Origin of the sequence: Bacillus sp. NP157, from assembly GCA_018889975.1 — a bacterium.
Taxonomy (GTDB): domain Bacteria; phylum Pseudomonadota; class Gammaproteobacteria; order Xanthomonadales; family Rhodanobacteraceae; genus Luteibacter.
The window spans coordinates 414,874-434,216 of sequence record CP076546.1 but is presented as its reverse complement, the minus strand read 5'-3'; the positions used below and the strand labels follow the sequence as shown (position 1 = coordinate 434,216).

Annotated in this window: 16 protein-coding genes and 1 tRNA gene; 9 read left to right on the top strand and 8 right to left on the bottom strand. The window is 65.7% G+C overall.

Annotation, left to right across the window (positions count from 1 at the left end; genetic code table 11):
* The first annotated feature begins 67 nt into the window (after nucleotides 1–67).
* A complete protein-coding gene (locus KPL74_02035) occupies nucleotides 68–1,225 on the top strand; it encodes an isovaleryl-CoA dehydrogenase (protein QWT20800.1) in 1,158 nt (385 codons plus the stop codon).
* Nucleotides 1,226–1,375: 150 nt separating this feature from the next.
* On the opposite strand, the gene KPL74_02030 is transcribed toward KPL74_02035, so the two are convergent.
* A complete protein-coding gene (locus tag KPL74_02030; protein ID QWT20799.1) occupies nucleotides 1,376–4,147 on the bottom strand; it encodes a S8 family serine peptidase in 2,772 nt (923 codons plus the stop codon).
* Nucleotides 4,148–4,421: 274 nt separating this feature from the next.
* On the opposite strand from KPL74_02030, the gene KPL74_02025 reads away from it, so the two are divergent.
* From KPL74_02025 to KPL74_02005, 5 genes are all read left to right on the top strand, one after another.
* Complete coding sequence (locus tag KPL74_02025) at nucleotides 4,422–5,597, top strand: acetyl-CoA C-acyltransferase (GenBank protein ID QWT20798.1); 1,176 nt, start codon at nucleotides 4,422–4,424, stop codon at nucleotides 5,595–5,597.
* Nucleotides 5,598–5,758: 161 nt separating this feature from the next.
* On the top strand, nucleotides 5,759–6,145 hold the full coding sequence (locus KPL74_02020) for a hypothetical protein (protein QWT20797.1): 387 nt from the start codon (nucleotides 5,759–5,761) through the stop codon (nucleotides 6,143–6,145).
* Nucleotides 6,146–6,301: 156 nt separating this feature from the next.
* On the top strand, nucleotides 6,302–7,909 hold the full coding sequence (locus KPL74_02015; GenBank protein ID QWT20796.1) for a hypothetical protein: 1,608 nt from the start codon (nucleotides 6,302–6,304) through the stop codon (nucleotides 7,907–7,909).
* A gap of 132 nt (nucleotides 7,910–8,041) precedes the next feature.
* Nucleotides 8,042–9,388, top strand: a complete 1,347-nt coding sequence (locus tag KPL74_02010; protein ID QWT20795.1) for an exodeoxyribonuclease VII large subunit — start codon at nucleotides 8,042–8,044, stop codon at nucleotides 9,386–9,388.
* A 112-nt stretch (nucleotides 9,389–9,500) separates the two neighbouring features.
* The gene (locus tag KPL74_02005) at nucleotides 9,501–10,931 is read left to right on the top strand and encodes an aldehyde dehydrogenase family protein (GenBank protein QWT20794.1); all 1,431 of its coding nucleotides are present in this window, start codon (nucleotides 9,501–9,503) and stop codon (nucleotides 10,929–10,931) included.
* Between the two features lie 10 nt (nucleotides 10,932–10,941).
* Here KPL74_02005 and KPL74_02000 read toward each other — a convergent pair whose 3' ends face one another.
* Together KPL74_02000 and KPL74_01995 are read right to left on the bottom strand one after the other, a co-directional pair.
* Nucleotides 10,942–12,330, bottom strand: a complete 1,389-nt coding sequence (locus tag KPL74_02000; protein QWT20793.1) for an FAD-containing oxidoreductase — start codon at nucleotides 12,328–12,330, stop codon at nucleotides 10,942–10,944.
* 251 nt (nucleotides 12,331–12,581) lie between these two features.
* Nucleotides 12,582–12,658: transfer RNA gene (locus KPL74_01995), tRNA-Arg, on the bottom strand.
* A gap of 70 nt (nucleotides 12,659–12,728) precedes the next feature.
* On the opposite strand from KPL74_01995, the gene KPL74_01990 reads away from it, so the two are divergent.
* The gene (locus KPL74_01990) at nucleotides 12,729–14,114 is read left to right on the top strand and encodes a site-specific integrase (protein QWT20792.1); all 1,386 of its coding nucleotides are present in this window, start codon (nucleotides 12,729–12,731) and stop codon (nucleotides 14,112–14,114) included.
* 54 nt (nucleotides 14,115–14,168) lie between these two features.
* Nucleotides 14,169–14,624 (top strand): hypothetical protein, encoded by a 456-nt coding sequence (locus KPL74_01985; protein ID QWT20791.1) that lies wholly within the window; start codon nucleotides 14,169–14,171, stop codon nucleotides 14,622–14,624.
* A 113-nt stretch (nucleotides 14,625–14,737) separates the two neighbouring features.
* On the opposite strand, the gene KPL74_01980 is transcribed toward KPL74_01985, so the two are convergent.
* Together KPL74_01980 and KPL74_01975 are read right to left on the bottom strand one after the other, a co-directional pair.
* On the bottom strand, nucleotides 14,738–15,631 hold the full coding sequence (locus KPL74_01980; protein QWT20790.1) for a hypothetical protein: 894 nt from the start codon (nucleotides 15,629–15,631) through the stop codon (nucleotides 14,738–14,740).
* Between the two features lie 29 nt (nucleotides 15,632–15,660).
* Entirely contained in the window at nucleotides 15,661–16,044 is a 384-nt protein-coding gene (locus tag KPL74_01975) for an ankyrin repeat domain-containing protein (protein ID QWT20789.1), read from the bottom strand.
* A 168-nt stretch (nucleotides 16,045–16,212) separates the two neighbouring features.
* Between KPL74_01975 and KPL74_01970 the strand changes: the two genes are divergently transcribed.
* Nucleotides 16,213–18,111, top strand: a complete 1,899-nt coding sequence (locus KPL74_01970) for a YadA-like family protein (protein ID QWT20788.1) — start codon at nucleotides 16,213–16,215, stop codon at nucleotides 18,109–18,111.
* 92 nt (nucleotides 18,112–18,203) lie between these two features.
* Here KPL74_01970 and KPL74_01965 read toward each other — a convergent pair whose 3' ends face one another.
* The 3 genes from KPL74_01965 to KPL74_01955 form a co-directional block, all read right to left on the bottom strand.
* The gene (locus tag KPL74_01965) at nucleotides 18,204–18,554 is read right to left on the bottom strand and encodes a hypothetical protein (protein ID QWT20787.1); all 351 of its coding nucleotides are present in this window, start codon (nucleotides 18,552–18,554) and stop codon (nucleotides 18,204–18,206) included.
* 109 nt (nucleotides 18,555–18,663) lie between these two features.
* On the bottom strand, nucleotides 18,664–19,104 hold the full coding sequence (locus tag KPL74_01960; protein ID QWT20786.1) for a spore coat protein U domain-containing protein: 441 nt from the start codon (nucleotides 19,102–19,104) through the stop codon (nucleotides 18,664–18,666).
* Nucleotides 19,105–19,110: 6 nt separating this feature from the next.
* The gene (locus KPL74_01955; GenBank protein ID QWT20785.1) at nucleotides 19,111–19,263 is read right to left on the bottom strand and encodes a hypothetical protein; all 153 of its coding nucleotides are present in this window, start codon (nucleotides 19,261–19,263) and stop codon (nucleotides 19,111–19,113) included.
* Nucleotides 19,264–19,343 lie beyond the last annotated feature (80 nt).

The window sequence follows — 19,343 nt, the reverse complement described above, 5'->3', positions numbered from 1 at the left end:
TGGCCCGGGCGCGCCAAAACGCTACGATGGCAGTGATTTCCCCCGCCTTTTCCCCGGAGTTGCACGCATGCGCCCGTTTTCCCTTGGCGAAGACCTCGACCTCCTGCGCGATAGCGTCCGCGCCTTCGCCGACAAGGAGATCGCTCCTCGCGCCGACCGTATCGACCGCGAAAACCTATTCCCCGAAGACCTCTGGGCCAAGCTCGGCGACATGGGCCTGCTCGGCATCACCATCCCCGGCGAGTACGGCGGTTCGGACATGGGCTTCCTGGCCCACATGGTGGCGATGGAAGAAATCTCCCGGGCCTCCGCGTCGGTCGGCCTGTCCTACGGCGCGCACTCGAACCTCTGCGTGCAGAACATCTACCACAACGGTACCGACGCACAACGCCGCAAGTACCTGCCAAAGCTCGCCAGCGGCGAGTGGATCGGTGCGCTGGCGATGAGCGAGCCGGGTGCCGGCTCCGACGTGGTCGGCTCGATGAGCTGCCGCGCCGAACTGGTCGGCGACACCTGGGTCGCCAACGGCTCGAAGATGTGGATCACCAACGGCCCCGACGCCGACGTGCTGCTGGTGTATATGCGCACGGCCCCGCGCGCCGCGGGCAGCCGCTGCATGACGGCCTTCATCGTCGAGAAGGGCATGAAGGGTTTCAGCACGGCGCAGAAGCTGGACAAGCTGGGCATGCGCGGCTCGAACACCTGCGAGCTGGTGTTCGAAAACTGCGAGATCCCGGCCGAGAACATCGTCGGCGAAGTGAACGAGGGCGTCCGCGTGCTGATGAGCGGCCTGGACACCGAGCGACTGGTGCTCTCCGGCGGCCCGATCGGCATCATGCAGGCGGCTGTGGACCTGGTCCTGCCCTACGTGCGCGAGCGCAAGCAGTTCAACGCACCGATCGGCACGTTCGGGCTGATGCAGGGCAAGGTCGCCGACATGTACACCGCGCTGCAGTCATCCCGCGGCTTTGCCTACATGGTCGCCCAGCAGTTCGACAACGGCGTGAAATCGCGCATCGATCCCGCCGCCTGCCTGCTGAACGCGTCGACGAGTGCCGTCACCGTCGCGCTGGAGGCGATCCAGGCCCTGGGTGGCAATGGGTATATCAACGAGTTTCCGGCAGGCCGGCTGCTTCGCGATGCGAAGCTGTATGAGATCGGCGCGGGCACGAACGAGATCCGGCGGATGCTGATCGGGCGCGAGTTGTTCCACGGCAAGTCGTAAGTCGTCGGGACGTTGTCGCAACGACTTCGCGCGCAGGCGCGTTCCGTGGCGACGGCTGCGCCGTGGTGTCTTGATTCGCGCGCAGGCGCGCTCCTACATGGGCTCGTGTAGGAGCGCGCCTGCGCGCGATCGTTATTGCGTCAAACCAACCTACCAGGCCACCCGAACGCTAGCCGTAGCCGACCGCGAATGGTCCCGGTCCGCGAAGCGCTGGTCGACACCAAACGCCAGCTGCGTCCGCGTACCCAGGTCCATCCCCGCGTTCAGCCCCAGCGTCGCGGCACGCCGCGACAGGCCGATGCCTTCCACCGGCGCCCACTGCGCGACGCCCGTGTAGCGTGCCGAGAACACTTCGCCGCTGGTCGCGAACGCATTCTGCCAGCCCAGCTTCATGTCCATGCGGAACTTGCCGTACGAGGTCAGCCACGTGCTGCCGGCGCGCATGCCGAAGCCAGCCTGCCAGCGTGACGTGGTGTGTCCGTCGGCGGAGAGGCCGAAACCGTCGCCACCGAGTTCCGAGAAGCCATCGCGGCGGATGCTGGCGTACTGCAGGTCGGCATACGGGGTGAAGTCAAACGCGCCCATGTGGGTGCGATAACCGACTTCGCCATAAGCGACGTTGTAGCGACCGCTGTTATCGCCACCGGCGAACGACGAACCCATGTCGCCGAAGCGCAGCAGGCGCTGCGTATCGCCGCGGAAGCTGCCGAAGCCGAAGCGACCCACGCCATACCAGTTCGCGCCCTGCGAGCCCGCGTAAAGCGAGCCTTCGGTGGCGCGATTGCGCTGGCGATCGAAGTTGCCCGACAACTGGCCGGTGCTCTGCATGTTCGCGATCGACAGACCGGCGAAGCCGCTGGTGCCGAAGCGGAAGTCGTTGCCGACCATGTTGCCGCCGATGTTGAAACCGACGTTGCCGAAGCCACCGCGGCTCAGGCCACCCTGCGCATCCAGCGACTGGACCCACGCGCCACCCTTGCCCATGGCATCCAGGTGCGACATCAGCGCATCGTTACCCGCGTCGATGCCGGCCAGCGTCACCGCCGTGCCCGCCGCGTAGAGCTGGCCAGACAACGATTCGAGCGAGGCCTGCGCCGTCCGCGTATCGGGCGACTGCTGGATGCCGCCGGCGGCGATCAGCATCGACGTATCGACGCTGCCTGCCGCCGTTGCGCCCGGTGCGAGGCTCTGGCTCATCTGGGTCATCGCACCGTCGAGGCGCTGCGCCGACGACGTCGCCGCGTAGGACTGCGCCATCGTCGAACCCGCCACCTGGGCGATGCTGAGCGAGGTGGTATCCAGCCAGACTTCGGTTGGTGCGTACTGCAGCTTCGACGAGACGAACACACCGTTGGCGAGCGTGGTGGTCGCGAACACACCGCTGACGGCCGAGGCCGTCAACACCTGCTGGTGGGTGGTCTTCGCGTAGTTCGGTATCGCGCCGGCGACGTAGAAGTCGCCATCCAGCGCGGCGGTGCCGGTCACCAGCAGCGGTGCGCCCAGCAACTGCGACAGGCGACCCGCCCTGGTCTGGACGAAATTGCCGGCGACGGTCGTCGACGAGACATCCGTGGCGACGATGCCGGCGTTGGCGAGGTTACCGCCCACGTTCGCCCGCAGGATCGCGCGGCTGCCGCCCTGCACGCTCAGCGCGCCCGGAATCGCCGTCACCGCGTTCAGCGTCGCACCACCGCTGACGTTGGTCGCACCCGCATAGCTATTGGTGCCGGACAGCGTGAGCTGGCCCGCGCCGGTCACCTGCAGGCCACCCGCGCCGCTGATGTTGTTGCTGAAGGTCGGCGACCCGTTGGCGACGTTGGCGGTGAAATCGCCCCAGTCGAAACGCGACGGACCGAGCACGGCACGGCCGACGTTGAGGCGACCGTAGCCGTAGATGGCATCCGGACCGGGATCGCCAAGGTCATCGGCGGTGCCCAGGATGATCTGCCGGACGGCGTTGTAATCCAGGCTCGGGAACGCACTGTGCACGACGGCGGCGGCACCCGAGACCTGCGGCGCGGCCAGCGAGGTGCCCTCCCAGATCTGGTAGGAGATGTTCGTGGTGGTCGAGCCTGCCGACGCGACGACGACATCGCCCGGCGCGGCCAGGCAGTAGTTCTTCGCGATGCCGCAGCGGTTCGAATACGACGCGATCTGGGTCGGGTTGTTGCTGTCCAGCGCGACGACGGTCAGCCAGCCCTGCTCGACGTCCGGTGCGCGCGACGGCAGCGCGGCCACGTCGGACGGATTGGCCTTGCCATCGTTACCCGCGGCGAACACGAACAGGTGCGAACCGTTCGCCGTGAGCGACGCATAGGCGTCGTGGAAGCTCTTGGTCGCCGCGGCGTCGCTGACGTCCCAGTACACACCACCCCAGGAGTTGTTGAAGATGCGCGCGCCGCGCGCGGCGACGTCGGCGTTGACCGTGCCCAGCGGGTCGGCGGTGGTGGCCTGGTTGCCCTGGCCGGAGCCGTCGTCCGACGGTGCCTTGTCGTTGATGATGCGGGCCGAGACGATGGTGGCCTGCGGTGCGACACCGCCGGCAAAGCTGCCGAACGGAATGCCGGCTGCGATTTCCGACACCGCGGTGCCGTGGCCGACGACGTCGTCAATCGCGGTGTTGTTGCTGCCAGGATCGACATACGTGAGATTGGCGGTCACCCGCCCCGCCAACGCGGGGTTGGCCCGGGTCACGCCGGTGTCGATCACGCCGATGACTTCGCCCTGGCCGTTGAAGCCGGCTGCCTGGGCGGGTCGGACGTTGGTCAGCGAAAGCTGCGCATCCAGCGGCGGCTGCGCCGGCTGGGTGGGTTGCGTGGGCTGGGTCGGATTGGTCGGATTCGTCGGAGGGGCGATGATCGCACCGCCGCCACTGCTCTTCCCGCCACCGCCGCCACCACAGGCGGAAAGAGCGAGGCTCACGCACACTGCCAACGCAACCTTGCGTTGTCCGAGCATAGTCATGCCGTTCACAGATTTTATCCCCTAGTGCTTTGACATCAATGTCTTGCGCGCATCATCCGGCGTCGCAGGGAGCATGTTGCCACAACACGCTGCGGTAAATCTCATACCGAGTCGGCAATTCCTCGGCGGGGCTCTTGCGGCAGTGCGGATTGCCCCTCCCCGGGGGCCACTGCGATACTCAGCCGGTTTCCGTCCCCCTCGGGGCGGCCATCTGAAGTAGCACGGAGTCCCCATGTCCGACATCGTCATCGCGGGTGCCAAGCGCACTGCCATCGGTTCCTTCCTCGGCCAGTTCACCGGCGTGCCCACCCCGAAGCTCGGCTCGATCGCCATCAAGGCGGCGCTGGAGCAGGCCGGCGTCGCCGCTGGCGACGTCAGCGAAGTGATCATGGGCTGCGTGCTCCCCGCCAACCTCGGCCAGGCGCCCGCGCGCCAGGCCTCGCTGGAGGCCGGCCTGCCCGTGGGCACGGGTTGCACCACCATTAACAAGGTGTGCGGTTCCGGCATGAAGGCGATCATGCTTGCCCACGACCTGATCAAGGCCGGCTCGGCCTCCATCGTCGTCGCCGGCGGCATGGAATCGATGACCAATGCCCCGCACATGGTCAACGCCCGCACCGGCATCCGCTATGGCGACGGCCAGCTGGTCGACCACATGGCGTGGGATGGCTTGACCAACCCGTACGACGGCAAGGCCATGGGCGTGTTTGGCGAGCAGTGCGCCGATAAATACAGCTTCACCCGCGAAGCGCAGGACGCCTACGCGATCACCTCGGTGGAGCGTGCACAGGCCGCGCAGAAGGCCGGTGCCTTCGCCAACGAGATCGTCCCGGTGACCGTGCAGGGCCGCAAGGGTGCACAGGATTTCGCCGAAGACGAACAGCCGGGTCGTTCCGACACCGCCAAGATCCCGACCCTGCGTGCAGCATTCCGCAAGGAAAACGGCACGATCACCGCCGCCAGCTCGTCGAGCATCTCCGACGGCGCCGCCGCCCTCGTCCTGCTCTCGGCAGACGATGCGAAGGCGAAGGGCCTGACCGCGCTGGCCCGGGTCGTGGCCCATGCCACGCATTCGCAGGAGCCGGAGTGGTTCACCACCGCACCGGTCGGCGCGATCCAGAAGGTGCTGGCCAAGGCCGGCTGGCAGGTCGGCGATGTCGACCTGTTCGAGATCAACGAAGCATTCGCCGTGGTGCCGATGGCGGTGATGCGCGAGCTGGACGTGCCGCACGAGAAGATCAACGTCAACGGTGGTGCCTGCGCGCTGGGCCATCCGATCGGCGCTAGCGGTGCCCGCATCGTGGTCACTCTTCTCAATGCCTTGACAGCCCGTGGGGCAAAAAGGGGCGTCGCTTCGCTGTGCATCGGTGGCGGCGAGGCAACGGCGATCGCTATCGAACTGATGTGAAGCCTACGTCGAAACAACGGGCGCAATAGCGCCACGATCACGCGGAATTCATAGGGTTTAATCGGCCCTGAAGCGAAACCGGGCGATTTGTGGCGGTGCCTCGTGATCTGAGCTATTAATGTGCCCGCCTAACGGCATTCCACGGCTTAAGGAGAAACACAATGAATTTTACGCGCACCCTTCTCGCCTCCGGGCTCGTCGCGCTTCTGGCAGCTTGCAGCAACGGCGCGCAGGATTCTGCCCAGGACGCCCAGAAGTCCGCGTCGGATGCCCAGCAGCAGGCTGACAAGGCCCAGCAGGCCGCCGACCAGTCGCAGAATGCCGCGACCACCCAGGCTGCCGACCAGGCCCAGCAGTCCGCTGACCAGGCCAAGGACGCTGCCGCCCAGGCCCAGAACGCTGCTTCGTCGTCCACCGCTGGCGGTGCCAGCGACGCTGCCAAGGATGCCGCTTCCAACGCTGCCGATTCGGCCGATAAGTCGGCTGACCAGGCCAAGGACGCTGCGTCCAACGCCAAGGACGCGAAGGACGACTCCACCAAGAAGTAATCGGGTCACTCCGAACTTCTCGTCCAGGACGGCCGCCTTCGGGCGGCCGTTTTTTTTGGCCAAGGCCGGTCGCAACACGCCTCGGTTCCCGCAGCGCAGCGTTTCCCCTTTCGCCGCGCCCGCTATCATCAGCGTTTGTTCGCCGCGGCCTACCCCATGCCCATCCTCACCTCGCAGATCGACCCTCGCTCGCCCGAATTCCAGGCCGCAAGCCAGCGCCTGCGTGCGCTGGCCGACGACCTGCAAGACACACTCAAGCGCACGGCCGAAGGCGGCGGTGCCAAGGCACGCGAGAAGCACGTAGCCCGCGGCAAGCTGCTGCCGCGCGAGCGCATCCGCGCGCTGCTCGATCCCGGCTCGCCCTTCCTGGAAATCGCCCCGCTCGCCGCCCATGGCATGTATGACGACGCCGCGCCCGCCGCTGGCGTCATCGCCGGCATCGGCCGGGTGATGGGCCAGGAAGTCGTGGTGCTGGCGAACGACGCCACGGTAAAGGGTGGTACCTACTTCCCGATGACGGTGAAGAAGCACCTCCGCGCACAGGAAGTGGCGATGGAAAATCGCCTGCCCTGCGTCTACCTCGTCGATTCCGGCGGCGCCTTCCTCCCGCTGCAGGACGAAGTCTTCCCCGATCGCGAGCACTTCGGCCGCATCTTCTACAACCAGGCGCGGATGAGTGCGCAGGGCATCCCGCAGATCGCCGTGGTGATGGGCTCGTGCACCGCCGGCGGCGCCTACGTGCCGGCGATGAGCGATGAAACCATCATCGTCCGCGCGCAGGGCACCATCTTCCTCGGTGGCCCGCCGCTGGTGAAAGCCGCCACGGGTGAAGTCGTCGACGCCGAGGCACTGGGCGGCGCGGACGTGCACACCTCGGTGTCGGGCGTCGCCGACCACTTCGCCGAGAACGACGCGCACGCGCTGTCGATCGCGCGCGACATCGTCGGCTCGCTCAACCGCATCAAGAAGATGCCGCTTGCCGTGCGGCCGCCGCTGGAGCCGCGTTTCCCGGCCGAAGAACTGTATGGCGTGATCCCCGAGGACACCCGCCGGCCGTTCGACATCCGCGAAGTGATCGCACGCATCGTCGACGACTCCGAGTTCCACGAATTCAAGGCGCGCTACGGCAAGACCCTGGTCACCGGTTTCGCCCACATCCACGGCTACCCGGTCGGCATCGTCGCCAACAACGGCATCCTGTTCGGCGAGAGCGCGCAGAAGGGCGCGCACTTCATCGAGCTGTGCAACCAGCGCAACGTGCCGCTGGTGTTCCTGCAGAACATCACCGGCTTCATGGTCGGTCGCAAATACGAGAACGCCGGCATCGCCAAGGACGGCGCGAAGATGGTCACCGCCGTGGCCTGCTCGCACGTGCCCAAGTTCACCGTCGTGATCGGCGGCTCGTTCGGCGCCGGCAATTACGCCATGTGCGGCCGAGCCTACGGCGCCCGCTTCCTGTGGATGTGGCCCAATGCGCGGATCAGCGTGATGGGTGGCGAGCAGGCCGCCTCCGTGCTGGCCACGGTCCGCCGCGACGGCATCGAAGCCGGCGGCGGTACGTGGAGCGCGGAAGACGAAGAAGCCTTCAAGGCCCCGGTACGCGACCAGTACGAACGCCAGGGCCACCCCTACTACGCCAGCGCCCGCCTGTGGGACGACGGCATCATCGACCCCACCGACACCCGCCGCGTGCTGGGCCTGGCGATCTCGGCGTCGATGAACGCGCCGATCGAGCAGGGGCGGTTTGGGGTTTTCCGGATGTGACTTGGGAAGAGCGTTCCGGGTATCGGGTTTCGGGTTGAGAGCAAGGGCTTGGGCCGGCGAGGCCGTGTTTGCTCGTCGCTTTAACTCTCAACTCTTAACTCTTGACCCGAAACGCTTTACTCTCCCCAGTCCATGTCCGACCACACCGACCGCGCGGCTCCCGAGATCTTCACGCCTTCCGGCCTTAACCGGCTGGTGCGCGATCTGCTGGAAGACGCCTTGCCCATGGGCGTGTGGATCGAGGGCGAGCTGTCGAACGTCGCTCGCCCGGCATCGGGCCATGTCTACTTCACCCTGAAGGATGCGAACGCGCAGGTGCGTTGCGCGATGTTCCGCATGGCGGCATCGCGGCTGCGTTTTCGTCCGACCGACGGCATGCATGTATTGATGCGGGCCAAGGTAGGGCTGTACGAAGCGCGTGGCGAGTTCCAGCTGGTCGCGGACCACATGGAACCGGCCGGCGAAGGCGCCTTGCAGCGTGAGTTCGAGCAGTTGAAGGCCCGCCTCGGTGCCGAAGGCCTGTTCGATACGGAGCGCAAGCGTGCCCTCCCCGCTTTCCCTCGTCGCATCGGCGTGGTGACGTCGCCCTCGGGCGCGGCCATCCGCGATGTATTGAGCGTGCTGGGGCGTCGTTTCGGCCTGGCCGAGGTCGACGTCCTGCCGGTGCCCGTGCAGGGTCGCGAGGCACCGCCCGCCATCGCGGCGATGATCAAAAAGGCATCGGCGAGTGGTCGCTACGACGTGCTGCTGGTGACCCGTGGCGGCGGCTCCCTGGAAGACCTCTGGGCCTTCAACGATGAGCAGGTCGCCCGCGCGATCCATGCGAGCGCGGTACCCGTGGTCTCGGCCGTGGGCCACGAGGTCGACTTCACGATCGCCGATTTCGTCGCCGACCTGCGCGCGGCGACGCCGTCCGCCGCCGCGGAACTGCTGGTGCCCGACCGCGCCGACGTCACGCGCCAGCTGGATCGCCTCCGCCAGCGCATGGCGACACTGGTGACGCGCCGCCTGCAGTCGGCCGCGCAGCGCACCGACCAGTTCCAGGCTCGCCTCAATGCACAGCGGCCGCAAGCCCGGCTCGCCCGTGATGCCCAGCGACTGGAAGCATTGCGCCGGCGTTTGCTGGGCACGGTGACCCAGTCCAATGCCCTGCGTCGCGCGCGACTCGACCGCCTGCAGTCGCGCCTGGCCGCCCAACATCCCCGCCTGCGTCTCACTCCGGTGCGCGTACGCATCGCGGAGCTACGCCAACGGCTTGCGTCGGGCATGACCCGGCGACTCGAGCACGACCAACTGCGCCTGAAGCAGCAGGCGCGCACGCTGCATGCCGTTAGCCCACTGGCCACGCTGGAGCGCGGCTATGCGATCGCCTTCGACGAGCGCGACGCCGTCGTCCGGCGGGCCAGCGACGTGGCCGTCGGCGAACGCGTGCGGATCATGCTGGGCGAAGGCGAGATCCGCGCACGGCGCGAGGACTAGTCCTACCCCGTCTGCCGGCAGCTGCCGACCGGCGCGCGGCAAACCGCCTCACGACAACTGAACGCTTCCGGTTGGATCATGGGCGGCATTGCCGTTACCGAGGGCCCTGCCCATGCTCGCGAAGAGCTACCCCTATTACCTCGCCAACAAGGCCGTGAAGGCCAAGGCCCGGCTGGACGTCATCGACAAATACACCGGCGAAGTGGCGACCCGCGTCGCCCTCCCCGATGCCGACGCGCTGGAAAGAGCCATCGCCGCCGCCCACGACGCCACCGCCGCCATGAAGGCGTTCAAGCCGTGGCAGCGCCAGGCCGTGCTCGAACATTGCGTCGCCCGCTTCCGCGAACGCCAGGACGAGCTCGCCTACGCGCTGTGCGTGGAAGCCGGCAAGCCGATCAACGACGCGAAGGGTGAAGTCACCCGCCTGGTCGAGACCTTCAAGATCGCCGCCGAAGAAGCCGTGCGGATCAACGGCGAGACGATCAACCTGGAGATCTCGCAGCGCTCCAGCGGCTACCAGGGGTTCACCCGCAAGGTGCCGCTGGGTGCCGTGTCCTTCATCACCCCGTTCAACTTCCCGCTCAACCTGGTCGCGCACAAGGTCGCGCCAGCGATCGCCGCCGGCTGCCCGTTCGTGCTCAAGCCCTCGGAAAAAACGCCGCTGGGTGCGTTGATCATCGGCGAGATCCTCGCCGAGACCGACCTGCCGAAGGGCGCGTTCTCGGTGTTGCCGATGGACGGCCGCTCGGCCGAAGCGTTGGTGACCGACCCGCGCCTTAAGCTGCTGTCGTTCACCGGTGGCCTGATCGGCTGGGACCTCAAGGCGAAAGCCGGGCACAAGAAGGTGACGCTGGAACTGGGCGGCAATGCGGCGTGCATCGTCGATGGCGACCAGGGCGACCGGCTCGATGCGGTGGTCGACAGGCTCGTCTTCGGGGCGTTCTACCAGTCGGGACAGAGCTGCATTAGCGTGCAGCGGATCCTCGCGCACGACGACGTCTATGACGCGCTGAAGCGCAAGCTGGTCGCGAAGGTGAAGACGCTCAAGTCGGGCGACCCGAAGAAGAAGTCGACCTTCCTTGGCCCGATGATCGACGAGGCGGCGGCACAGCGCCTGGAAACGTGGATCGGCGAGGCGAAGAAAGGCGGCGCGAAGCTGCTCTGCGGCGGTGGGCGCAAGGGCGCAATGCTCGAAGCGACCCTGCTGGAGAACGTACCGCTGGACGCGAAGCTGCAGCGCATGGAGGCGTTCGGCCCGGTGGCGCTGATGCAGCGCTTCATGACCTTCGACGAAGCGGTGGCCAAGGTCAACGACTCGGACTTTGGCCTGCAGGCCGGTGTGTTCACCAACGACCTGCGCCATGCGATGCAGGCGTGGGACACGCTCGACCAGGGTGGCGTGATCGTCAACGACGTGCCCAGCTTCCGCGTGGACAACATGCCCTATGGTGGCGCGAAGTCGTCCGGCATCGGTCGCGAAGGCGTGCGCTACGCCATCGACGACATGAGCGAGATCCGCCTGCTGGTGATGCGCGACGTCTGACGCCGCGCGCTTACTTCGCCGGCGCCAGGCTGCCGATCAGCGTCGGGATCAGCTCTGAGACCGTCGGATGGATCGGCACCGCCCACTGGTAGGTGTCGATCGTGGCCTTCGCGTTCATCATGTCGAGCACGCCATGGATGACCTCGTCGCCGCCCGTGCCCAGCACCGCGGCGCCGAGCACCTGGCGCGTCTCGGCGTCGGCGACCATCGACATGAAGCCGTAGGTCTCGCCCTTCTCAACGGCGCGGCCGACGCGGGTCATCATGCGTTTGGCCACCAGCAGTGGCCGACCGCTCTTCCGTGCCTGCGCCTCGGTCATGCCGACGCGACCCAGCGGCGGATCGACGTAGAGGGCATAACCGAGGATGCGCTCGCTGACCTTGCGGTCCGCGCCGTCGAGCAGGTTCGCGGCGACGATCTCGTAATCGTTCCAGGCCGTGTGGGTGAAGGCGCCCTTGCCGTTGCAGTCGCCCATGGCCCAGACGCCTTCGGCGGTGGTCTTCAGGCGGTCGTCCACCGTGATGTAGCCACGCTCGTCGGTGGCGATGCCAGCGGCATCCAGGCCGAGGTCATCGGTGTTGGGACGGCGGCCCACCGCAAGCAATACATGCGATCCGGTGACTTCGGGAGCGCCCTCGGTGCAGTCCACCCCGACCTTGACGCCGTCGCCATGCTTGCCAAGCGTGATGCAGCAGGCGCCCGTGCGCACTTCGATGCCTTCGGCTTCGAGGAAAGCCTGGATCGCCGCCGAGACCGCTTCGTCTTCCCTGCTAACCAGGCGCGGGCCCTGCTCCACCACGGTGACCTTCGCACCGAAGCGGCGGTACATCTGGGCGAACTCCAGGCCGATGTAGCTGCCGCCGACCACGACCAGGTGTTCGGGCAGCGTCTGCAGGGGAATGATCGTGCTGTTGGTGAGGTAGTCGACCTCGTCGATGCCGGGGAAATCCGGCACGTTGGCGCGGCCACCGACATTGATGAAGACCTGGGGCGCTTCGAGTGTTTCGCCGTTGACCTCGACCTGGCGCGGACCGGTGAAGCAGGCATGTCCCCGGATCAGGGTGAGGCCGGGCATCCCGGCGAGCCAGTCTTCATTGCCCTTGCGCGAGTCGAGGATGACTTTTTCAGCGCGTGCCGCGGCAGTGGGCAGGTGGAAGCGGACGGGACCGGGATCCGATGCGTAGCGGACGCCGTATTCCGCGCCGCGACGCGCCAGGTGGGCGGCGTAAGCGCTGGCGACGAGGGTCTTGGTCGGCTTGCAGCCCGTGTTGACGCAGGTGCCGCCCACGAGGTGTCGCTCGATGATCGCGACGGTCTTGCCCGCGGCGGTGAGCCGTCCGGCGAGCGCCGGGCCTGCCTGGCCCGCCCCGATGATGATGGCGTCGAATGAGCGGGTCATCGGTGGCTCCTGGCAGATGGACCGGCCAGCAGTCCGACCCGGACTGAATACATCGGCCAGCCGCTTGGCGGCTTGCAGGGCCATGCCATGCAGGCATGCCAGCCCCGGCAGTGGTGACCCCGGCCCGATTCGAACGGGCGACCTTCCCCTTAGGAGCGGGGCAGTCACTTGCCGGGACCTGTTTTCGATCAGTGACTTGGGCTACCCGCTTGAATCCTCGGGACACAGCTGGGACACTGACGACGGAGAACTGGTGCCCCCGGCAGGATTTGAACCTGCGACCTCACCCTTAGGAGGGGCGCGCTCTATCCAGCTGAGCTACAGGGGCACGACAGCCGGGAAGGATACAGAACCGGCGCCGGGCGCGAAAGCAACCAGGCCCCTTGCATGGAGTGGAAATGACATCAAAAAAGCCCAAAGCCGAACGCCGCGAACCCGGGGTTTATCTGCGCGAGGATGGCTCTGTCCGGTATGAAGTAAAAATCCGCTGGAAGGGGGCGGACGGCAAGACCACGGGCCTGCCCACAACGGTTTTCCCCTTTGATCCAAAGGCCCGGCCGTCAGACCCTACGTCCCGGAAAAACGCCCTGGACAGCGCAAATCTTTTTGCCATCCAGGAGCGCTCCGCGCTCCGTCTGTACCGGAAACCCCGCGCACAATTGTCGGGGGCATGGACCCTTGGGCAGTTGCTCCATCGAGTGATTGACGAAGTGGAGGCCGAAAAAAAAGCCCTGGCCGCCGACGGGAAAAAGTTGGGCAAGAGTGGGCAGCAACGGCTGGCCTATGCGCGCATGCTGACCGGGCAGGCCAGCAGCCAGACGTCGAAAAACAAAGGCTTTCCTGACCTCTGCGCATTGAATCTGCGAAAACTCAAGCCCGAACATTTCGGGGGTGCACGCAATTCCCTTGCGTCCCGCCTCCTCGGCCGGGACGGCAAGCAGGCACCGGCGGAAAGTATCCGCCGTGTCATCGGGTTTTTGTCACAAACGTTTCAGCACGCCCGGAAACATTGGGAAATCGACTGCGTCAATCCACTGGAAAAGTGGAAGGCCCTGGACCTGCCGCCGACAGGGCAGGGACGCGAGCGCACGTTGACCGCCATCGAGTGGACCCACATCCAGGAGGCGTTGGCAGACGCGCTGCCCACCACCCGTGCGGCCGTCTACACCGCCCGGTTTTCAGCTGCCCGCCGGGGCGAGGTCGTCAAGTTGGACTGGTCGGACCTCAAACTGGAAGACCCCGACAAGGCCACTGCGCTTCTGCGGGACACCAAAAGCCGACACAAGAACCGTGCCGGGGTGGCACCCCGCAACCGCACCATCCCCCTTCCCCCGCACCTTGCCCACCTCCTCCTCGACCTGCGGGCCGAACGGGGTGGCAAACATGCAAAGGGAGCGGTGTTCACAGGTGACACCGGACAGCGGCTCGCGCCTGATTCCATTACGCAGGCGTGGGCCCGGGCCTGTCGGCGTGCAGGCGTGGAAGGGGCCCGGCTTCACGACCTACGGCACACCCGCATCACCGAGCTCGGTCATGCGCTGAAAAACCCATTGCAGGTGGCGGCCATCAGCGGTCACGACGACCTGGGTGTTTTAAAGCGCTACTTCAATGCCACGGCGGAGGACCTCGCCACGGTGCTGAACCGCCTTGAGGGGGAAAGGGCGGCGGCCACCCGCATTGAACCCGGCACTGCCTACAGCACGGCCGTGGACGCCCTCGCAGCCCTTCCCGAACAGGAGGCACTGATGGCCCTGATGGAGGCGACACGGAGACGGAATTCTTGAGAGCCCTCCGCGCTTTCTCATTCCGTGACAATCGCCGGGGGCATCATCGCCCCCATGGTTGATGAAGCCCCTCCCACCCTGCCCGACAATGCCGTCCGCTGGCTGCTCGTCCAGACCGCCGCCTCCCTCGGCCGCCTGTGGGCCCGGCTGGATGCCTTGCCATCGCAGTCACCGATGAAGACCCCGGTTTCCCAAGACATCACACCGCCGGAGGCTTGGCTCGACGTCCTGCCGCGCAATGTCGCCTTGTCGGGCGTCCTGCGGGCCGTCATCCTCGCCCAGGCCCTGCTCACAGACGAAGCTGTTTCCACGCGCCCCCTCGACCGGCGGCGGGCCTGCCTCATCGTCCAGCACATCCAGTGTGGTTCCACGAGCTGGTCACGTCACACGCTGGCAATGGCTCGCAAGCTCGGGGTTGAGCTTGCCGAGACCGTAGGGAAGGAAATGAATGGCCTCTCCCTGCATGGGGACATCCGCAAGCTCGACGGTTCACAAACATTCCGGGGCTAGCAGCACAGACATTGACACCCCTGCATGAATAATATCGTTTGGGAAAATCTCCGGGCACCGTGCCAACGCCGTCCATTCGATGACTGCATGGACGATGGGGTTGAAAGCTCGCATCAAGGCGTACCCGAGGCAAAAATAGTGCCGCTGGACGGGCTGTAGACGACGACGCCCGTGAGCCGGCCGTGGAGGTAATTGAGCTCTTCCTGTGACCGCTCCGGTGACGAAAAGCTCGGGCTTTCGTAGTTGGTCTCCGCTCCATAAAAAGGCGGCAACCACTGATACACGAGCAACACGGACAAGTCCTTGGGGAGCGCCTTCGCCGTGTCAACGTCCATCTTCAGGCGGATGGTCGTTCTGTCCGGGGTGCGCTTTGCGCCGAGCTTGCGGAACGCTGCATCCAGCGCCTTACCGTCGAACACAACGCCCTCGACCACCGTCCGCCGCTCGGACACCTCAACGTGGGCACCAAACGCGTTCTGGGCATCATAGGACCCGAGGGACGCGGTCCGCTCGCTGACCTTCACAAACTCCCCCTTTTCGGTCCTGGGGACCTGCCGGAAGAACACCGTCAGGGTTTCAACACCTGCGTCTGCGTCGTACCGCTGGAACGAGGTCTCCCCCACCCGGATGCACTGGACGGGATTGGCTGCGCCCGAGACGGCATTGGCCATGCGCTGCTGGAACTGGGCTGTGGTCTCGTACTCGGACTTTGAGGCGCCGACGTGCTGGATGGTCCCGATGATGCTGTGGATGTCAGAGCCAAAGAAGTCCTTCGGCGTCCTGTTGCCGACAAGGTCGCACGGCGAAGATGCGCCGAGGTAACGGAGGACGGCGTCCGAGGTCGTGCCGTGGCTCACCGGCTTGGTCGGCGCGGATGAGCTGGCCGTCGGGGTGTTCGCGCCGGTATGCGCGCCCGACGGGTTGCCCTGGCCGCATGCACTCAGTGCGACCATCGAACAGACGACCACGGCCAGGGCAGCGACCTGCCCGGAAAGACAACGGAACATCCCTATTCTCCCTAGTGTTGAGGTGTGCATCATCCGCGCGCCGGTCTGGCTGTGCAATCCGGGCGGAGTTTCACCAGCTCATCCGGACAGCCCCTTAGTGGAATTTCCTCCCACTCCCACCCTTCCCAACGACTCGTGTCAGACAGAGGCAGCAGAAGCCGGACACACGCCCGATGCCGGGCAGTCCGGCCCTTCGCAGCCCGGTGGAGGGCTTCCGAGCGGCGGGCCAAGGGGTCGGCCCCTGCCGCCAACAGGAGCTCAACGATGGGGGGATGGCCCCGGTGGGCGGCATGCAGCAGCGCACAACCGTGGGCCGCGCGAGGGTCCGCCCCGGCCTCAAGCAGGAGTCGGACGCCAGCAAGGTCCCCGTCCCACGCGGCGTCCGGGAGGGCCCGGGATGAAAAGTCGGTCATGAATGGATGTCCAACTGAAAAACTTATCCTCCGGCAGAACGCAAATTAGTCAAGAAAGAATCTCTTTTTGGTCTTGACAAAGTCAAAAAGTTCTCTTTGATGTGTAGAGATGCCCCTCTCCTTTTTGTGGTGGTGTCTATCCCCTTCCCCACATCAAGGAGTCTTTTCATGTCTTTCCGTGTCCATCTCAAACGCCTTTTTCTCGCCGCCGTGGCGCTTGCGCCGCTGCCCCTGTTCGCGCAGGAAACCCCGACGTGCGACGGTTACGTCTGCACGACCCCCGGTTCAGCCCTGACGGTTGGGCCCACCGCCGTTGCCCCCGGCCAGCAGGGAACGGCCGTAGGCGACCAGGCCTCTGCGGGCGGATTTGCATCAAGTGCGCTCGGCGAGCGCGCACAGGCCACGGGCGACAATTCGTCCGCCTTCGGCTCAAACGCGAGGGCCAGCGGCGGGTCATCCACCGCCCTTGGAAACCAGGCGCGGGCGAGCGACGGGAACGCCATCGCCATCGGCAATTTCTCCGACGCGTCTGCCATAAGCGCCTTGGCGCTCGGTGACAATGCCTCCGCGTCGGGCATCTTCGCTAGCGCGCTCGGCGCGCAAGCGTCCGCGTCGGGTGAAAGCTCGACTGCCCTTGGGGCTGGCGCCACAGCCACAGGCGCAAATTGCGTGGCCTTGGGTGTGAGCTCGAACTGCACGCGGGACAATTCTGTCGATGTCGGAAACCGCGTGATTTCAAGCGTTGCGGCGGGCACTGAGGCGTTTGATGCTGTGAATGTCGCCCAGCTTCGCAGCGTGGCAGGGGGGCTCGGCGGGGGCGCGGGCATCGGGCCGGACGGCCTCTTCAAGTCGCCGACGTACAACCTCTCCACGGGGTCTTACTCGGATGTGGGCTCTGCATTGAGCGCCCTGGATTCGAAGCCGTCGGGCGGAGCGGCGTGGATGTCGTCGAGCGAAGCAGAGCCCGCGACCGCGATGGGAGACCCCGTGCTGGGCCATGGCAACAACCTTGCTGTGGGCGCCGGAGCCGGGGCTGGCAGCGGCTTGAACCAGCACAACGTCGCCATCGGGGGAGGTGCCCAAGCGGGACGGACTGGCGACATCACGAACGCGGAGGGCGGCCAGGCCACTGCGATTGGCGCGGAGGCCGTTGCAACGAACCTGGCCTCCACGGCGGTTGGTGCCTTTGCGGTGTCGTCGGGACGGTACAGCACCGCCATCGGGTCTGGGGCTGTCGCAGATGAAAATTACACTGTGAGTTTTGGACACCGCGCCGGCGGGGCCGGTGAGCTTGATGTCACGAATCGTCTGGTCTACATCTCTGACGGCATCAATCCCACCGACGCGATGAACATGCGGCAGGGTAACCAGATTGCGTCGTGGTACGGCGGCGGTGCGGAGCAACTCAACGGAGTGTCGATTGCACCAATGTTCCAGCTGTCTGGTGGAATGTTCCGGGATGTGAATTCGGCTCTCGTGTATCTCGACAGCAAAACGGGCAGCGAGGGCGGCAGCGTCGGCCCCCAGGGCCCCAAGGGCGACACGGGGCCGCAGGGTCCTGCCGGGGTCGGCTCAGGGCGTGATGATTTGGCCGTCCATTACGATGACGCCTCCCAGGGAGCTGTGACGCTGGGCGGGAGTGGCGGCACGGCCATTCACAACCTGCGGGCCGGAACGGCCGACACGGACGCGGTCAACCTGGACCAGCTCAACCGGTCCGCACAAAGCACGCTCAGCCAGGCCAATGCCTACGCCGATGTGGGGGATTCGCAGACCCGCGATTGGGCCAAGGCATACACGGATAGCCAGATTCGCCCCCTCAACCGCCGTATCAACCAAGCCGGCGCCGTGGGCTCGGTCATCGGTGGGATGGCCCTGTCGGCCGGCTCTGTGCAGCAACAAGACAAGTTGAGCATGGGTGTGGCGTCATACCGTGGACAGTCGGCCATCGGCATCGGCTTCGTGCACCGGTTTGAAAATGACCGCGTTGCTGTGGCGGTGGGTGGGGCATTCGCCGGGGAGGGGTCAGCGGTGGCTGTCTCTGTCTCCATCGGCCTCAACCACTGATGTTCTGAACCCGTGACCCGTCACTCCTGCGGGAGGCGGGTAGGCCTGTGGGAAGGCCGGGAAGCAGGCTCCGCGAGGGGCCTGCTTTTTTGTCACGATTTTTTGTATGTAACTGTGAGGGTGCCGGTAGCCAAGTTCTTTGCAATTTCGTAATCGGGATTGAAGGTCGCAAGGTTGTGCACACCGATGCCAATTCCAGCGACCAGGCCACCTGCAATGGTCACAGGATTCGGAATCGCGGCGGCCGCCATGGACGCCGCCCGCCCCTTCGTGTACACACGAGAACGGAGCCCAGCGTCCTCAATAAGCTTTTCCAAGGTCGCCACGGTCTCAGGCATATTCAACCGGCTAACGTCCTCCAAAACGAACGACTGCTTACCTGCGATAAGCTCCCCGATTTCATTGTTGCCGAGCTGCTTTACCGAAAAAACGCCGATATCCATGCGTCCCTGTTCCTGTATGAGTGTCATGCCAGTTTATGTGGTCCGGGCACCCACGGAAAAGGCCCCTGACGGGGCCGGGCTTTCCTCCTTGGCTGGCTGCGGGGAATCCTTAAAAATCGACGGTCATGGTCAACGTGGACCGGTAGTCGCCATCCGACACGCGGGTGCCACCGGCAATGCTTGCGGTCATCGGAACAAGAGTCGGGCTGAACGCCGTGGCCGAGGTAAACGACGGCCCCTGCGTCGCATTGATGGGCTGGCCGTTGGCGTCGGTGACGGTGTAAGGAATGGTGTTCCCACGGCCATCGGTGAGCTCCGTGGGACCGACCAGACGGACGGCGGCAGTGGCTCCCTTGGTACAAGTGATGCCAGCGGAAGCGCTGGTGGCCCCGCCCTTTGCGCTGTCGAGGTTGTCAAACGCAATGGTGGGCGGCTGGCTGATTTCACAGCTGTTGATAACGTGGGCCACCACGGGGATGACCACCGTGGTCGTGCCGGCCTGTGCCGGCACGGCGAGCAGGGCGAGAAGAGCGGAAAGGAGGGTCTTCATGGCGGCTTACCCCATCATCCCGATGAAGGCCGCAGCGGGCCACGTGGCGAGGGATGCGAGCAACGCGCCCCACATGCCGGTGTTGGGGAACAGGCTTTCCGCGAGGGAAACGAAGACGTCGAGGGGGGCGGCAAGGGTGTCGGTAAGGTCGGCAAGCATGGGGAACTCCTTGGAGGTTGTGGGAAGAGAGAAAGTGTGCTCTCTACATCCACAGTAAGAAGGTTTCCCGGTCTGTCAAT

What these genes read in the sequence shown, in the direction of transcription:
- KPL74_01965 (QWT20787.1), bottom strand. Translation starts at nt 18,554, where the DNA reads ATGGATATCGGCGTTTTTTCGGTAAAGCAGCTCGGCAACAATGAAATC.
- KPL74_01985 (QWT20791.1), top strand. Translation starts at nt 14,169, where the DNA reads ATGGTTGATGAAGCCCCTCCCACCCTGCCCGACAATGCCGTCCGCTGG.
- KPL74_02035 (QWT20800.1), top strand. Translation starts at nt 68, where the DNA reads ATGCGCCCGTTTTCCCTTGGCGAAGACCTCGACCTCCTGCGCGATAGC.
- KPL74_02010 (QWT20795.1), top strand. Translation starts at nt 8,042, where the DNA reads ATGTCCGACCACACCGACCGCGCGGCTCCCGAGATCTTCACGCCTTCC.
- KPL74_02015 (QWT20796.1), top strand. Translation starts at nt 6,302, where the DNA reads ATGCCCATCCTCACCTCGCAGATCGACCCTCGCTCGCCCGAATTCCAG.
- KPL74_02005 (QWT20794.1), top strand. Translation starts at nt 9,501, where the DNA reads ATGCTCGCGAAGAGCTACCCCTATTACCTCGCCAACAAGGCCGTGAAG.
- KPL74_01970 (QWT20788.1), top strand. Translation starts at nt 16,213, where the DNA reads ATGTCTTTCCGTGTCCATCTCAAACGCCTTTTTCTCGCCGCCGTGGCG.
- KPL74_02020 (QWT20797.1), top strand. Translation starts at nt 5,759, where the DNA reads ATGAATTTTACGCGCACCCTTCTCGCCTCCGGGCTCGTCGCGCTTCTG.
- KPL74_02025 (QWT20798.1), top strand. Translation starts at nt 4,422, where the DNA reads ATGTCCGACATCGTCATCGCGGGTGCCAAGCGCACTGCCATCGGTTCC.
- KPL74_01980 (QWT20790.1), bottom strand. Translation starts at nt 15,631, where the DNA reads ATGTTCCGTTGTCTTTCCGGGCAGGTCGCTGCCCTGGCCGTGGTCGTC.
- KPL74_01960 (QWT20786.1), bottom strand. Translation starts at nt 19,104, where the DNA reads ATGAAGACCCTCCTTTCCGCTCTTCTCGCCCTGCTCGCCGTGCCGGCA.
- KPL74_01955 (QWT20785.1), bottom strand. Translation starts at nt 19,263, where the DNA reads ATGCTTGCCGACCTTACCGACACCCTTGCCGCCCCCCTCGACGTCTTC.
- KPL74_01975 (QWT20789.1), bottom strand. Translation starts at nt 16,044, where the DNA reads ATGACCGACTTTTCATCCCGGGCCCTCCCGGACGCCGCGTGGGACGGG.
- KPL74_02000 (QWT20793.1), bottom strand. Translation starts at nt 12,330, where the DNA reads ATGACCCGCTCATTCGACGCCATCATCATCGGGGCGGGCCAGGCAGGC.
- KPL74_01990 (QWT20792.1), top strand. Translation starts at nt 12,729, where the DNA reads ATGACATCAAAAAAGCCCAAAGCCGAACGCCGCGAACCCGGGGTTTAT.